We start from the raw sequence: 13,757 nt of genomic DNA, 5'->3' as shown, positions 1-13,757 counted from the left end.
TTATTGAGCGCGATTCTTTTTGAATAATCTATATACGATGAAAATCACTGCAAGAATGATGATGACATACATAATATATGAATATGTATGGAGACCATTCATTAGCATATCCCAACTGCCGCTCAACATTTTACCCAGGTAGATCAGTGCAAAATTCCATATCGTAGCCCCGATTAAAGACAAGATCGCGAATAGCATCACATTCATGCGATTAATACCCGCTGGAATCGTAATCAGTACACGTAAGACAGGTATAAAGCGACAAATAAAAACAGCAATTGCGCCATATTTTTTAAACCAATCGTTTGCACGTGCAACATCTTTACCTTTAAGTTTAATCCATTTGCCATATTTATCTACAAAACGATACAAACGTTCTTCAGAAACAAGCCTACTAATATAGTAAAGCACAAGTAAACCAATTAATGAGGCAATGGTTGAAATTGTAAAGAGTACGGGAATGGATAAGTCAGATTTGACGGACATCAGTCCGGCAAAGGTTAATATAATTTCTGAAGGGATAAAAGGTAATATATTTTCAAGTAATATTAATATAGTGATTGCGGCGTAGCCCCATGTACTAATAAAATCAGTGAGTATCTGTTCCATAATTCTGCAATGTGCTCCTTTTAAAATGTAACTTAGTAGTTAATTAAAACATGTCTTTTTATTATAGTCCAAAAACAATAAATATGCATTGTTATGTTATAGGTCTACAGGATGATTTTTGTGTAAATCAAATTATAGGAAGTATATTACATTTTAAATAAGTAAATTTTGAAAAAAGTCGTTGTAAGCGGTTTCATATTGTGATACTATCTATAAACAATAGGTCATATGATGACTATAAAAGATTGGGAGAAAGTTGGAGAAAACATGGATCAAAAAAGAACAAATATTAGATGGTATTTTGCCATAGCGTTTTTCATTATAGGGGTTATTGCATATATGGACCGCTCGAACATATCGATTATAGCCGGTCCGATGATGGAAGATTTACATTTGAATAAGACACAATTTGGGTTATTAGCGTCATTCTTCTCACTGGGGTATGCACTGATGCAAGTGCCTTCTGGATTTTTAGCTGAGAAATTTGGTTCTAAAAAAATGTTAACCATTGCACTTGTATGGTGGAGTGCCTTTACAATATTGACAGGTGTTGTGAAGAATCACGGGATGTTATATGCGGTGCGTTTCTTATTTGGTATTGGTGAAGCGCCAATGTATCCTTCTAACGCAGTTTTTAATACGAACTGGTTTGCGAAAGGTGAGAAAGGACGCGCATCTAGTGCGTTATTAGCTGGGTCCTATTTTGGCCCAGTCATCGCCCCAGTAGTAACCATTGCAATCGTAAATATGTTTGGTTGGCAAGCCGTTTTCTATATTTTTGGTGCTATTGGTTTTATTATTGCTATATTATGGATGGTTATTGCCAAAGACTTGCCAGAACAACATAAAATGGTTAATGAAGCAGAAAAAAGCTATATTATGGAAAATCGAGACATTATTAAAACTGAGAAATCTAATGCGCCATGGAATATATTTTTAAAACGCTTTAGTTTCTATGCATTAGCAGCTCAATATTTTGTAGTACAATTCGTCGTCTCATTATTTTTGATTTGGTTACCAACCTATCTAACGGAACAGTATAACGTTAAATTAACAGATCCAGACATGGCTTGGGCAGCCGGTGCACCATGGATTGCAATGTTCTTATTGATTTTATGTGGTGGTGCTATTTCAGATAAATTATTACAAAGTGGTATGTCACGTTTCATAGCACGTGCTTCTATCGCTATCACAGGATTTGTTGTATTCTGTATTTCACTCTTCATGTCTATACAAACGGATAATTTAGTAACAAATGTTATTTGGTTATCGCTTTGTTTAGGTGGTATTGGTATTGCGACTGGAATGAGCTGGGCAGCAGCAACAGATTTAGGACGTAACTTCTCAGGTTCTGTATCAGGTTGGATGAATTTATGGGGGAACATTGGTGCGTTATTAAGTCCACTATTAGCTGGTATGATGGTTGATATTGTAGGTTGGACAGTAACGTTAGAACTTGTGATTATCCCAGTTGTTTTCGCAATTATTATGTGGTTCTTTGTAAAACCAGACCAACCACTTATCGTAGAAAAAGAAGACTTGTAATGTTTAATTTATTAACTTTTAGGTAATTATTAAACATCATGCTTATAAAGGAGGAAATGATATGATTACTATTAATGCGATTATGAAAGTGGATGCTGCACAACGTGATAATTACTTAGCTTTAATAGACCCATTAAAGCGCGCTTCAAATCAAGAAGCAGGTGCATTATACTATGAACATTTTGAAAATACAGATGAACCGAATACGTTTGCTTTTATTGAACGATATAAAGATGAACAAGCTTTGGAAGCGCATAATCAGTCAGAACACTTTCAACAATTCTTTAGCGAAGTTAAACAATACTTAGTTGAAGAACCTGAAATTAAAGTGCTAAGTTCAAATTAATATATTAAACCCTGATCTTACAAATAACTGTGAGTTCAGGGTTTTTTTGAATAGTGTGATAAGAGAGAAAAAAATGGGCTTGTTATTGTGTAAATATAATGTCATTACATAACGTATTAGATGGATAAATAGCTAAATTTGAATATTTAGTCATGAACTCTGTCTATATAGCACTTGCCATGATTTACACAGCGATTTGAGAAGAATTAAATGAGCACGTATGTATGTGAATATAAAGACAATGATATGGAGGTAAATTTATTTTAAAGACATCGCCACTAGAAGAATTTAAAAAAAGTGTTAAAATAGTAAGGTATTGTTACGAATTTATGCGCGGATATTTTAGAATGAAGATATAGATTTTATAAAATGAAAAGTAAATTGATGTTTACTTTACCTATATGTTTTTCTGAAAAATACGTTATTTATGAGTAACGTATTTTTAAATGTCATTTGATATGGTGACAATAAATGAAATAAAATACGAAATATTAAAAATTAAAGGAGATGCATGACAACATTGATTAAATATTTAAAGTCATTAATACGTTTCAATTCGATGAAAATCGATGTTGCTAAAGGTATAAGACAATGTATTCTCATGCTCATTCCGTTACTTGTTGGCTATTTGACAGGTCACTTTTCTAAGGGATTACTCATTTCAACAGGGACGCTAGCGCATATTTATGTATTTGGTGGTCCTAAGAGATCTAAGTTACGCATTGTCTTATTTTCATCGCTAGGTTTATCCATTGCGATGATTTTAGGGACACTCACAGTTAATCAACCACTTATATTTGGTGTGTTACTACTATTAGTAACTGTTATTCCATATTACATCTTTAGTTCATTAAATATCCCAGGGCCATCTTCAACCTTCTTTATCGTTGCCTTCAGTTTGCCAATTAATTTACCAGTAGCGCCAGAAGAAGCATTAACTAGAGGTCTAGCAATGTTTGTAGGTGGATTATTAGCAACACTGATTGTAATCGCTGTAATCCTACTATCTAAAGAATCTACAGAAATCAAAGCCATTAAAAATGATTATAATATTATTAAACAATTGGTCTATAACTTTGATGATCCCAAAGCGTTTGCGAAAGCATCACAATTTGCAGTAACAGCTTTCAGAAATTCGGATAATCAATTGATTACGTCAAGTACACCAAAATCGAAAACCTCACCTGAATTTCAACGCTTATTATTATTGCATAATACAGCGCAAGGTATTCATTCCGAACTATTGGAACTAAATGAATGTAATGCACGTCCGTTACCAACGGAAATAAAAGAAATGACGGATTTTGTCATTAAACGTGTTTATTCACTCGGTAAGTCAACCCAACAGTGGACTAAAAAAGTAGATTTCGATAAAGAGTATCAAAGTTTAGTAGATAGTATCATTAAAGTTGACGCAATTATGAATGCAAATAATGATAGAGTCGAACATGAAATAGATATTCGTGTACCAATCTATGGACATCGCATGTTGAAAAACTTGACGTTAGATTCTTTTATATTTAGAAATACAATACGCTACACAGTCATTATGGCAATTTCTATTTTTATTGCTTTAATGTTTGATTTTGAAAAAGCCTACTGGATACCTTTGAGTACACATACAGTCTTACTAGGCTCTACAACACTGCATAGCTTTGAAAGAGCTGGGGCAAGGGGCGTTGGCACGATCTTCGGGGTGTTGGTGTTATCACTCATCTTATTAACAACACCGCCTGTACCAGTAGCCATTGTTTTATTGGCTTTAGCTGCCGGTGTGACAGAAATGTTTGTAGGTGCAAATTACTCATTTGCAGTTATATTTATCACGATACAAGTTATCTTGTTAAATGGATTAGCGTCAAATCATCTAACCATACTCATTGCATTACCAAGAATTATTGATGTAATTGTAGGAATTATCATCGCAGTGATTTGCTTGCTAGTGATCGGTAGAAAAACAGCATCTTCTATGTTGCCAGGTACATTAGCAGCCGTAGCGAGAGACGAATCCATATTATTTCATTACTTATTCTCAAGTAACAAATATGCATCTAGAGAACAAGATAAAAAAGAAATGTTAAAACTAAGTGTGAAATTGAATAATATGACCCAAGTGTATAACAGTGCAAACGGTGAACTATTCAGTAATAAAATGGTTATACAGTATTATTATCCAAGCATTTACGCATTAGAAGAAATCAGCTTTATGTTAACAAGAGCACTAAGTAATGAAAAACGATATCATATTGACGATGAAACGATGGGACAGTATTTAGTCGTCTTTGAAAATATAGCCAAACATTTTGAAAGAGGCACGAATATTCAAGTTCAAGAAATGGCTGCATTACCGCAATATACACATATAAAAACAGCTTTAATGAGTATACAAAACAACTGTGTCAATGCTCGAAAAGAAGTTAAATTATCTCTTAATTAAATATGGTGATTTGAAAAAAGGCCAAGACATTTATTAATGTCTTGGCCTTTTTATTAAAAATATTTGAGTATATTGAGATAGGTAGTGTGCGGGTTGTCTTAGGGCAGACTGCCGCCACTTGAAAGTGTCAATCATCGCTGCGTTCTTGTCTAGCCTTTGCTTCACTTTCTTGTTTTTTCTTTTCAATGGCAGCTTGCGCATATTGTTCTTTTTCTGCTTCATTTTGTTTATCTTCATTCATTTTTTGATAACGTTGTTTTTGGCGATAACCGTATGTACTTTCTAGTATTTGTGATTCATTATTTAATCCAGCACCAATTGCACCTGCAACAGTAGAAATGGATGTTGCAAACCAAGCGAGATTAATATAAGTCATAAAGTTAGCCGAGCCCTGTAACTGTAGTGCTTGCCCTAAATATCCTGGTGGCAATACAACGAGTGTGGCTAACAAGAAAAGACAAAACAATATGACATAATAAAAAGCAATGGATACAGTTAACGTTAAAGTTGTAGTTAAATTGTATAATATTGTTATTTGTCTATCATTACTTTCAGAAGTAGATTCCCATAAACCATGTGCAACAATAATCCATAACATCATGCCTAAAATAGCGACCAGCATAATTAATAACATGCGCCATCCAGAATAAACAAAACTTAAATTCCACATTGTTGTAAAGACAATGCCAAAGGCACCAGTTGTAAAGGCAATAGTAACTACATTACTGAGGCTTTTGAGCATATTAAAAGGATTGTTAGCAAAAGTCATCCCACTAATTAAACGTATCATGCCTCTCGTATTCGAAGATACATAATATAAAGTATGTTGAGAGTCTGTATCTTCAAAGTACTCAGTATGTGTTTCTAAAGTTGAAAAGGGGAACTGTGAATTTAATTGTTCTTCACTATGATGTTGAGTAGACGATTGGTTTGGATTCATATTTTCGTCAATTGCTTTAATAATGCCCGATATGGAATGCTTAATTCTTTTTTTTATGGGGCGCCAACCATATGCAGGTAATGAAATTAAGCTTGCGCCATTTTTACTATTGATATCAAATGCGACAACATGCTTGTTCTTAATAATTGGTAAATCAGTTAAACCAATCGTATATTGCCATTCATTATCATTTTGATTATCAGAAATTTTAGTGTATATCTTTTGCACCGTTTCAGCAGAACCAGTAAGTGGGTCAATCATTGTATCAATTTGCCATTCAACTTCTGAATTTATAGTAGATGATAACAATGAAGGTAGCTCTTGTTGCAAATGGTTGGCTATTGTTTCAGTCACACCAGGTGCAGCTACTAAACCTATCTTGATAATGTGATTGCACATTATTCTTCCTCCTCTCTGTGCGTTTGTTTTCGACCTGCATAATCATTTGATTCTTCATCGTTATTATAATCCGCATCATTTTCTTGTTCTAATTGCTTGTTTCTATAATATTGTCTGAATGAATAAGTAGCACGTTTAATCTTGTCAGCATTTTCTACGGTTGATCCCATTGCACCTGCTAAGATTCCTAAAGAAGTGATAAACCATATCAAATTAATATAATTGATTAAAGTGGGTTGTTTACTACCAAGCGAAGTCCAGTTGGAAAACAATTCCGGAGGTACAAATAATAATGTGCTAATGGTTAGTAATAGAAATAGGGTTATAAAATTAAAAAGCGTAATTACAGTTAATGTGGTCAACGTTGTAAAATTATAGATATATCTATATAACTTTTGTGTTTTTGGGTTTTTACGTTCCCATAAATTATAAGAATAAATAAGCCAACCAACCATGCCGAAAATGGACATAAACATAAGTAAAATGAAGCGCCAATAATCATAATCTAAGCTTATATCCCAAGGAGTAGAGAAAATTGAAATATAAGTACCTGTCGCAAAGGAGACAGAAATGATTTTTTTGAAATCAAAAATTGTTGACCATGGCTCATTAGCAAAAGTCATGCCAGATATGAGGTGTAACCAACCTATGAAGGTAGATGTTGAAATAATACGTAAATGATTTTTATTTTTATCTTCTTCATTTGGAGTAACTGTGGTAAATTTCGTTAATTTAAAATGTTGACTATTCAAGAGATTATTATCTGAACCATTACTATGCATATATTGAATGACAAATGAAATAAAATGGCGTAATTTTTGTTTTAAATTTATTGCACCTAATGCTGGTAATGAAATCAAGGCAATATTATTTGTTAAGTCTATGTCACATACGACGGTTTTATTGTTAGAAAGAGTAGGTAAATCTGTAATACAAATAGCATAGTCCCATGCTTTTTGTTTTTTCATATTCGTCGTGATATCCATTGCTTTATCCATGTGCTCAGCAGTGCCTACAATTGAAGCAATGTGTTTTTCAATGTGCCATTCATCATTTCCCCCTGTATGATGACGGATTTCATTCGGTAAATCAGTATATATTTTATTTATAATTTTATGTGGCATATCGGGTGAAGGGATTAAACCAACGGTGATATTAGCCATAAACAACACCACCAATCTATGTATGTGATTAAATTTCCACTGTTTTATAATTCCCTTTATGACCAGTATTAATCATGCACCATTTTATAAGAGTACAAAATATCAAGCGCTAGCGCGCGTTTATTATTCAATGTTGGTGGTAAATAGATAACAAGAACAAAACAGATTGGAAGTGCTCATAATGCCTTGGACAATGGAAGATTACCCTCAAAGTTGGAAAAATATGGATAAACTTGAACGAAAAAAAGCCATTGATATTGGCAATGCCATGTTAAAAGATGGTTATGAGGAGAGTAACGTGATACCTATTGCTACAAAGCAAGCAGAATCTTGGTATAAAGATGCATCCGAAAAAGAATTGGAATCCTTAAAAAACAAAAAAATTACTAAACATGAAAAAGATGATTCAGCAGATCCTGCATTAAACAAGAAAGATGTACATGTTTATTATGAAGATGATGAATGGAAGATTAAATCAGATGGTGCGAAACAGGCATCTGATAGTTTCGATAAAAAAGAAGATGCCATGAAACGTGCACGTAATATCGCTGATAACCGTAGAACTGAAATTATCGAACATAAAAAAGATGAATAAAATTAAGCATGCTAGAACAATTAAAAATAATTAAAAGGGCAATCCAATGCATAAATTGAAGGCATTGGGTTGCTTTTCTGTATTGAAAATAACCACTTAAAACACAAATTGAATCTTTTAGAAGCGTAAAATTTGAATAGCTTTTAAATTTAATAAGTCAATTATAATAAGCTATAATGAATTTTAAAGAAGTTTTTTATTGGAGGTAAGACAAAATGTATATAGAACGTAAACCCTCGGTAAACATTGACGATTTGAAAGCTGAATTTAAGGAAAGTATTGATCATATAAACGCGTCAGAAGAAGCATTAGATATGGTTGTAGGCTTTGTTGCTTTAGAGCAACTTTATACGTCGGCTCTTAAAGAAATTAGTACAAAGTTAGATATTTTAGATGATCAATTTCAACAGATGTATAAACATAATCCCATTCATCACATGGAACGTCGTGTGAAAGAGATGAGAAGCTTAATTAAAAAATTAGACAGAAAGCGTTACCCTATTAGCACTGAGTCAGCCAAAGAAAACATATTAGATATTGCGGGTATTAGAGTAGTTTGTAATTACTTTGATGATATATATGTTATTGAAAAATTATTATTAAAACAAGAAGACGTGAAATTGATTAAACGTAAAGATTATATCGAACATCCGAAAGAAAATGGTTATAGAAGTTTACATATTGTTGTAACCATCCCAGTTTATTTAGCGCATTCTGTTGAAATAGTCCCCGTAGAAATACAAATAAGAACGATTGGAATGGATATGTGGGCGAGCTTAGAGCATAAAATACGTTATAAAAACACAGAAAATACGGAAAAATATAAAGCGATATTGAAACAATATGCAACAGACATTACATCAGTAGAAAGTAAAATGCAGGAAATACATTCTGAAGTATTTGATAATTAAATAATAACAATGCAATATAACAATTTGCTTGCTCATGACGTCGCGTCATCAACTATGATTAGACTCAGGAGGTGATTACATGAGCCAATATCAAACAGGTGAATTAGCGAAACTAAAAAATGTTTCTGTTCGGACCATTCAATATTATGATAGAAAAGGTTTATTAAAAACGGTACAAACAGCAAAAAATGGGCGGCGTATATTTGATGAACAAAGCAAACAAGATTTAGAAATCATTCTAATTTTAAAAGCTTTTAATTTCTCCTTGAAAGATATTAAAACAATCTTGAATGAAAAAAATAAGTTGAAAACGGTTCGTGTTATGTTAGCACAAAAAGAATTAGATATAGAAAAGGAAATGCAGAGCCATAAGACTTTGCTTGCAGAGATACGACAATTTAAACAATATATTGGTCGACGTTCTGAAGCGCCTTTAGAAAAACTATTAGAAACAAAAACATACGTAAATCAAAAACCAAAAATGAAACAATTTAAACAATCTGTATTGTATCGCATCATACCTATAGGTATATTTCAATATACTGCTTTAATAGTAAGTATGGTCACTAAAAAATGGTGGCCATTGTTATCTACCTTACCTATATTGTTTACCTATGCTGTAAATTTTACAATATTTACTTATACGACACTAAGCTATGTTTGTCCAAATTGCCAAGCAACATTTAAACCCAATTTAAAGCAATGGATGTTTTCGGCACATACGCCTAAAACGAGAAAATTACAATGTCCACATTGTGACCAAGATCATCACTGTGTAGCAATTGTCCAATCTTAATCAAATTTCATATGAATAAAAAAATTTTTGAAACCGATGTGTGAGGGATGAAACCTGACATATCGGTTTTTTTACTTTAAGAAAAACGATATTTATAATTGCAAGCGCTTGCAAATTGGGTACTTGTGTTTTAATATACTTGTATACAAGTATATCGTAAAGTTATCGAGGTGATGTTTTAGTGAAATACGATTACCCAGAACAATGGTTAGAAGGTGTTTCAAAGGGCGAAATGATTGCGGCAGAAATTCGACTGAGAATTGTAGATGGAAAAATAGCACCAGATACATTATTAACGGAGAACCAAATTGCTAAAGAATATAATGTAAGTCGATCACCAGTGAGAGATGCATTTAAATTATTAAAGCAAGACCAACTCATTCATCTTGAACGAATGGGAGCAGAAGTTTTACCGTTTGAAGATAAAGAGAAAAAGGAACTCTATGATTTGAGAATTATGCTAGAGTCCTTTGCTTTTAGTAGAATTAAAAACTTAAATCATGAGCAAATTGTAAAAGAAATGAGAAAGCAGCTTGAAATGATGAAAGTTGCAGTGCAATTTGAAGATGCAGAAGCCTTCACTGAACATGATATGAAATTTCATGAATTAACGATTATGGCTTCAAAGCACCAATATTTAAAAACATTCTGGAATAATTTGAGACCAGTGATGGAATCACTCATATTATTATCTATGCGTAAAAGAATGAATGAGAATCCGGAAGATTTTGAACGTATTCATCATAACCATGAGATATTTATAGAAGCGATAGAACAACAAGATGCTAAGAAATTAAATAAAGCATTCCATTTAAACTTTGATGATGTTGGTGAAGACATCGATAGTTTTTGGTTAACTTAGCAATTTAATGCAGTAAAGATTGTAGGAGGCGAAATCATGAAATACATGATTGGTGTTGATATTGGTACAACAAGTACAAAGTCAGTACTTTATGACGAAAAAGGTCAGTTTATAATGAAACATAATATTGGTTATCCATTGCACACACCAAATGTTGAAGTTTCAGAAGAGAATCCAGATGAATTATTTGATGCCGTGTTAATGACCATAAAATATGTTATGAGAGAAGCAGACATAGCTAAAGAAGACCTCAAATTAATTTCATTTAGTGCACAAATGCACAGTTTAATTGCAATGGACGCAAGTCATCAACGTTTAACAGAGAATTTAACTTGGGCTGATAATCGTGCGAGTCGATATGCAGAATCAATTAAAACCAAGCATAATGGCGATGCGATTTATCAAAGAACAGGGACACCTATCCATCCAATGTCGCCATTGTCTAAGATATTCTGGATGAAACATGAACAACAAGAAATATTCAATCAAACTGCAACGTTTGCGGATATTAAGACCTATATCTTTTATCAACTTTTTGAAACGTTTGTGATTGATCAATCAATGGCTTCTTCGACAGGGATGCTTAATTTGGAATCGTTGGAATGGGATAAAGAAGCCTTGTCGCTTTTAGGTATAACTGAAGCTCAATTGCCTGAAATTGTACCAACGACACACATCTTAAAAGGTATGAAACGTAGATATGCAGCATTAATGGGTATCGATGAAAATACGCCAGTTGTAGTGGGTGCAAGCGATGGCGTACTTTCAAATTTAGGTGTGAACGCATTTAAAAAAGGTGAAGTTGCAGTGACCATTGGAACTTCTGGTGCCATTAGAACCGTGATTGACAAACCACGTACAGACTATAAAGGTAGAATATTTTGCTATGTTCTGACAGAAGACCATTATGTTATTGGTGGTCCAGTTAATAATGGTGGTGTTGTACTGAGATGGTTACGCGATGAATTACTAGCTAGTGAAGTAGAGACAGCTAAACGTTTAGGCGTTGATCCTTATGATGTCTTAACCAAGATTGCTAATAATGTCAAACCCGGTGCAGATGGACTAATCTTCCACCCTTATTTAGCGGGAGAGCGTGCGCCTTTATGGAATGCTGATGCAAGAGGTTCATTCTTTGGTTTAACACTATCACATAAGAAAGAACATATGATAAGAGCCGCTTTAGAAGGTGTACTTTATAATCTATACACTGTGTATCTTGCGCTTATTGAAGTGATGAATGAAACGCCTAAAACAATCAAGGCGACTGGTGGTTTTGCTAAAAGTGAAGTCTGGCGTCAAATGATGGCAGATATATTTGATACAGATTTAATTGTGCCAGAAAGTTACGAAAGTTCTTGTTTAGGCGCTTGCGTATTAGGTATGAAGGCATTAGGTGAAATTGATGATTTTTCAATTATAGAAGATATGGTTGGAACAACAAACAAACATCATCCTAATGAGGATAATGTAAGAACGTATCAACAGTTAGTATCTATATTTATTAATTTAAGTCGTTCATTGGAAGCACGTTATACAGAAATAGCAGCATTCCAACGCGAACATATGACAGGAGACGAATGATGAAATATTAGAGCAGGTATAACGGATGTCATGATTAAACAAACAATGTATTTTTAATCATGACGTTACCTTACCTGTGTCATATTATTAGGAATAAAAATTTTACGTAATTAAGAAAGCGTTACCAAGATTGAATGGCGATTTCAATTAGCTGAAATTCAATCTTGATATTGAAAGGGGAGAACGGAAATGTTTGAAACAATTTGGCCACTGATCACTGTGGTAATCGGTATCATTGTATTATTGTCGCTCATCATATTCTTGAAATTAAACACGTTTATTTCACTTATTATTACATCAGTTGTAACTGCTATATTACTAGGAATGCCTTTAGATAAAATCATAGAAACAATCGAAAATGGCATGGGCAGTACACTAGGTCACATTGCTTTAATATTTGGTCTAGGTGCCATTCTCGGTAAATTACTTGCGGACGGTGGCGGTGCTACACGAATAGCTGATACGCTTATAAAGAAATTCGGTCATAAGCACGTACAATGGGCAATGTTAGTTGCCGCATTTATTGTAGGTATTGCGTTATTCTTTGAAGTAGGTCTTGTCTTATTAATTCCATTGGTATTTACGATTGCCAAACGAGCTAATGTTTCACAATTAAAATTAGGCTTACCAATGGTAGTGGCGCTATCTGTAACACACGGATTTTTACCACCACACCCTGGCCCAGTTGTAATTGCAAAAGAATTACAAGCAAACTTAGGACATGTATTACTATACGGTATTATTATTGCAATACCAGTGACATTAATTGCTGGACCATTATTCAATAAAATTGCACAAAAAATCACACCATCAGCTTATCGTCGTGAAGGCGACATATCAGCTTTAGGTGCACAAAAAGAATTTACTGAAGAAGAAATGCCAGGATTTGGCATCAGCTTTTTGACAGCTGTGTCTCCAGTTATCTTAATGTTATTATCAACAATTGTACAGTTAGTAACAGGACATGAATCAGCGACGAATGGTTTTGAATCATTTATTTACTTTATTGGTACTGCAGCAACTGCAATGTTGATCGCTGTCTTATTTGCGATTTTTACAATGGGTATCAAACAAGGACGTAAAAATGCCGATATTATGGATTCAGTTTCAAATGCGATTTATCCAATCGGAATGATGATTTTAATTATTGGTGGTGGCGGTACTTTCAAACAAGTATTAATTGATGGCGGTGTCGGTGATACAATCGCTAAATTATTTGAAGGTACAGAAATGTCTCCGATATTACTTGCGTGGATTGTAGCTGCAGTGCTTCGTATTGCACTTGGGTCATCAACCGTAGCTGCTATTTCATCCACAGGTATCGTTTTACCGTTATTACAAGCATCAGACGTTAACGTTGCATTAGTGGTATTAGCAATTGGTGCAGGGAGTGTTATTTTATCTCATGTTAATGATGCTGGGTTCTGGATGTTCAAAGAATATTTCGGTTTAACAGTTAAAGAAACCTTCCTAACATGGTCATTACTAGAAACAGTTATCTCAGTTTCAGGTCTTGTCTTTATCTTGATTTTAAGTATATTTGTATAAAACGAAATCATAGCAGTGAAAA

General features: G+C 33.6%; 12 protein-coding genes. 9 read left to right on the top strand and 3 right to left on the bottom strand.

Translation table 11 applies throughout. The annotated features are described in order from the left end of the window. Positions 1-609: a DedA family protein gene (locus ACM595_RS07555; protein WP_419744239.1), complete on the bottom strand. Its 609-nt coding sequence runs from the start codon at positions 607-609 to the stop codon at positions 1-3. 267 nt (positions 610-876) lie between these two features. Here ACM595_RS07555 and ACM595_RS07550 point away from each other — a divergent pair, with 267 nt between their 5' ends. The 3 genes from ACM595_RS07550 (at position 877) to ACM595_RS07540 (ending at position 4,937) form a co-directional block, all read left to right on the top strand. Beyond that, a complete protein-coding gene (locus tag ACM595_RS07550; RefSeq protein ID WP_011302373.1) occupies positions 877-2,154 on the top strand; it encodes an MFS transporter in 1,278 nt (425 codons plus the stop codon). A 61-nt stretch (positions 2,155-2,215) separates the two neighbouring features. Next, entirely contained in the window at positions 2,216-2,500 is a 285-nt protein-coding gene (locus ACM595_RS07545) for a putative quinol monooxygenase (RefSeq protein ID WP_002482362.1), read from the top strand. A gap of 511 nt (positions 2,501-3,011) precedes the next feature. Then, complete coding sequence (locus ACM595_RS07540) at positions 3,012-4,937, top strand: FUSC family protein (protein WP_069826156.1); 1,926 nt, start codon at positions 3,012-3,014, stop codon at positions 4,935-4,937. A gap of 127 nt (positions 4,938-5,064) precedes the next feature. Here the strand turns inward: ACM595_RS07540 and ACM595_RS07535 are convergent, their stop codons facing one another. Both ACM595_RS07535 and ACM595_RS07530 read right to left on the bottom strand, forming a co-directional pair. After that, complete coding sequence (locus tag ACM595_RS07535; protein ID WP_069826157.1) at positions 5,065-6,276, bottom strand: cell envelope integrity protein TolA; 1,212 nt, start codon at positions 6,274-6,276, stop codon at positions 5,065-5,067. Next, complete coding sequence (locus tag ACM595_RS07530) at positions 6,276-7,439, bottom strand: hypothetical protein (protein ID WP_041079292.1); 1,164 nt, start codon at positions 7,437-7,439, stop codon at positions 6,276-6,278. The genes ACM595_RS07535 and ACM595_RS07530 overlap by 1 nt, the downstream gene beginning before the upstream one ends. Positions 7,440-7,620: 181 nt before the next feature. On the opposite strand from ACM595_RS07530, the gene ACM595_RS07525 reads away from it, so the two are divergent. From ACM595_RS07525 to ACM595_RS07500, 6 genes are all read left to right on the top strand, one after another. Further along, on the top strand, positions 7,621-8,034 hold the full coding sequence (locus tag ACM595_RS07525) for a DUF2188 domain-containing protein (RefSeq protein ID WP_037537688.1): 414 nt from the start codon (positions 7,621-7,623) through the stop codon (positions 8,032-8,034). A 215-nt stretch (positions 8,035-8,249) separates the two neighbouring features. Then, positions 8,250-8,945, top strand: coding sequence for a GTP pyrophosphokinase (locus ACM595_RS07520; RefSeq protein WP_069826158.1), 696 nt, complete (start codon positions 8,250-8,252; stop codon positions 8,943-8,945). A 79-nt stretch (positions 8,946-9,024) separates the two neighbouring features. Beyond that, positions 9,025-9,741, top strand: coding sequence for a MerR family transcriptional regulator (locus ACM595_RS07515; RefSeq protein WP_069826159.1), 717 nt, complete (start codon positions 9,025-9,027; stop codon positions 9,739-9,741). A 181-nt stretch (positions 9,742-9,922) separates the two neighbouring features. After that, complete coding sequence (locus ACM595_RS07510; RefSeq protein WP_002482369.1) at positions 9,923-10,603, top strand: GntR family transcriptional regulator; 681 nt, start codon at positions 9,923-9,925, stop codon at positions 10,601-10,603. 36 nt (positions 10,604-10,639) lie between these two features. Continuing rightward, positions 10,640-12,187: a gluconokinase gene (gene gntK / locus ACM595_RS07505; RefSeq protein ID WP_037537690.1), complete on the top strand. Its 1,548-nt coding sequence runs from the start codon at positions 10,640-10,642 to the stop codon at positions 12,185-12,187. A 189-nt stretch (positions 12,188-12,376) separates the two neighbouring features. After that, positions 12,377-13,735 carry a gluconate:H+ symporter gene (locus ACM595_RS07500; RefSeq protein ID WP_037537693.1) on the top strand — a complete coding sequence of 453 codons (1,359 nt, stop codon included), beginning with the start codon at positions 12,377-12,379 and terminating at the stop codon, positions 13,733-13,735. The last annotated feature ends 22 nt before the right edge of the window (positions 13,736-13,757 follow it).

Origin of the sequence: Staphylococcus sp. LKG3-1 (assembly GCF_048568385.1) — a bacterium.
GTDB lineage: Bacteria > Bacillota > Bacilli > Staphylococcales > Staphylococcaceae > Staphylococcus > Staphylococcus saprophyticus.
This window is presented reverse-complemented; position numbering and strand designations above follow the sequence as displayed.

Bases quoted from the DNA above. Each gene is read 5' to 3' on its own strand.
- ACM595_RS07555 (WP_419744239.1), bottom strand. From the start codon at position 609: ATGGAACAGATACTCACTGATTTTATTAGTACATGGGGCTACGCCGCA.
- ACM595_RS07550 (WP_011302373.1), top strand. From the start codon at position 877: ATGGATCAAAAAAGAACAAATATTAGATGGTATTTTGCCATAGCGTTT.
- ACM595_RS07545 (WP_002482362.1), top strand. From the start codon at position 2,216: ATGATTACTATTAATGCGATTATGAAAGTGGATGCTGCACAACGTGAT.
- ACM595_RS07540 (WP_069826156.1), top strand. From the start codon at position 3,012: ATGACAACATTGATTAAATATTTAAAGTCATTAATACGTTTCAATTCG.
- ACM595_RS07535 (WP_069826157.1), bottom strand. From the start codon at position 6,276: ATGTGCAATCACATTATCAAGATAGGTTTAGTAGCTGCACCTGGTGTG.
- ACM595_RS07530 (WP_041079292.1), bottom strand. From the start codon at position 7,439: ATGGCTAATATCACCGTTGGTTTAATCCCTTCACCCGATATGCCACAT.
- ACM595_RS07525 (WP_037537688.1), top strand. From the start codon at position 7,621: ATGCCTTGGACAATGGAAGATTACCCTCAAAGTTGGAAAAATATGGAT.
- ACM595_RS07520 (WP_069826158.1), top strand. From the start codon at position 8,250: ATGTATATAGAACGTAAACCCTCGGTAAACATTGACGATTTGAAAGCT.
- ACM595_RS07515 (WP_069826159.1), top strand. From the start codon at position 9,025: ATGAGCCAATATCAAACAGGTGAATTAGCGAAACTAAAAAATGTTTCT.
- gntK (WP_037537690.1), top strand. From the start codon at position 10,640: ATGAAATACATGATTGGTGTTGATATTGGTACAACAAGTACAAAGTCA.
- ACM595_RS07500 (WP_037537693.1), top strand. From the start codon at position 12,377: ATGTTTGAAACAATTTGGCCACTGATCACTGTGGTAATCGGTATCATT.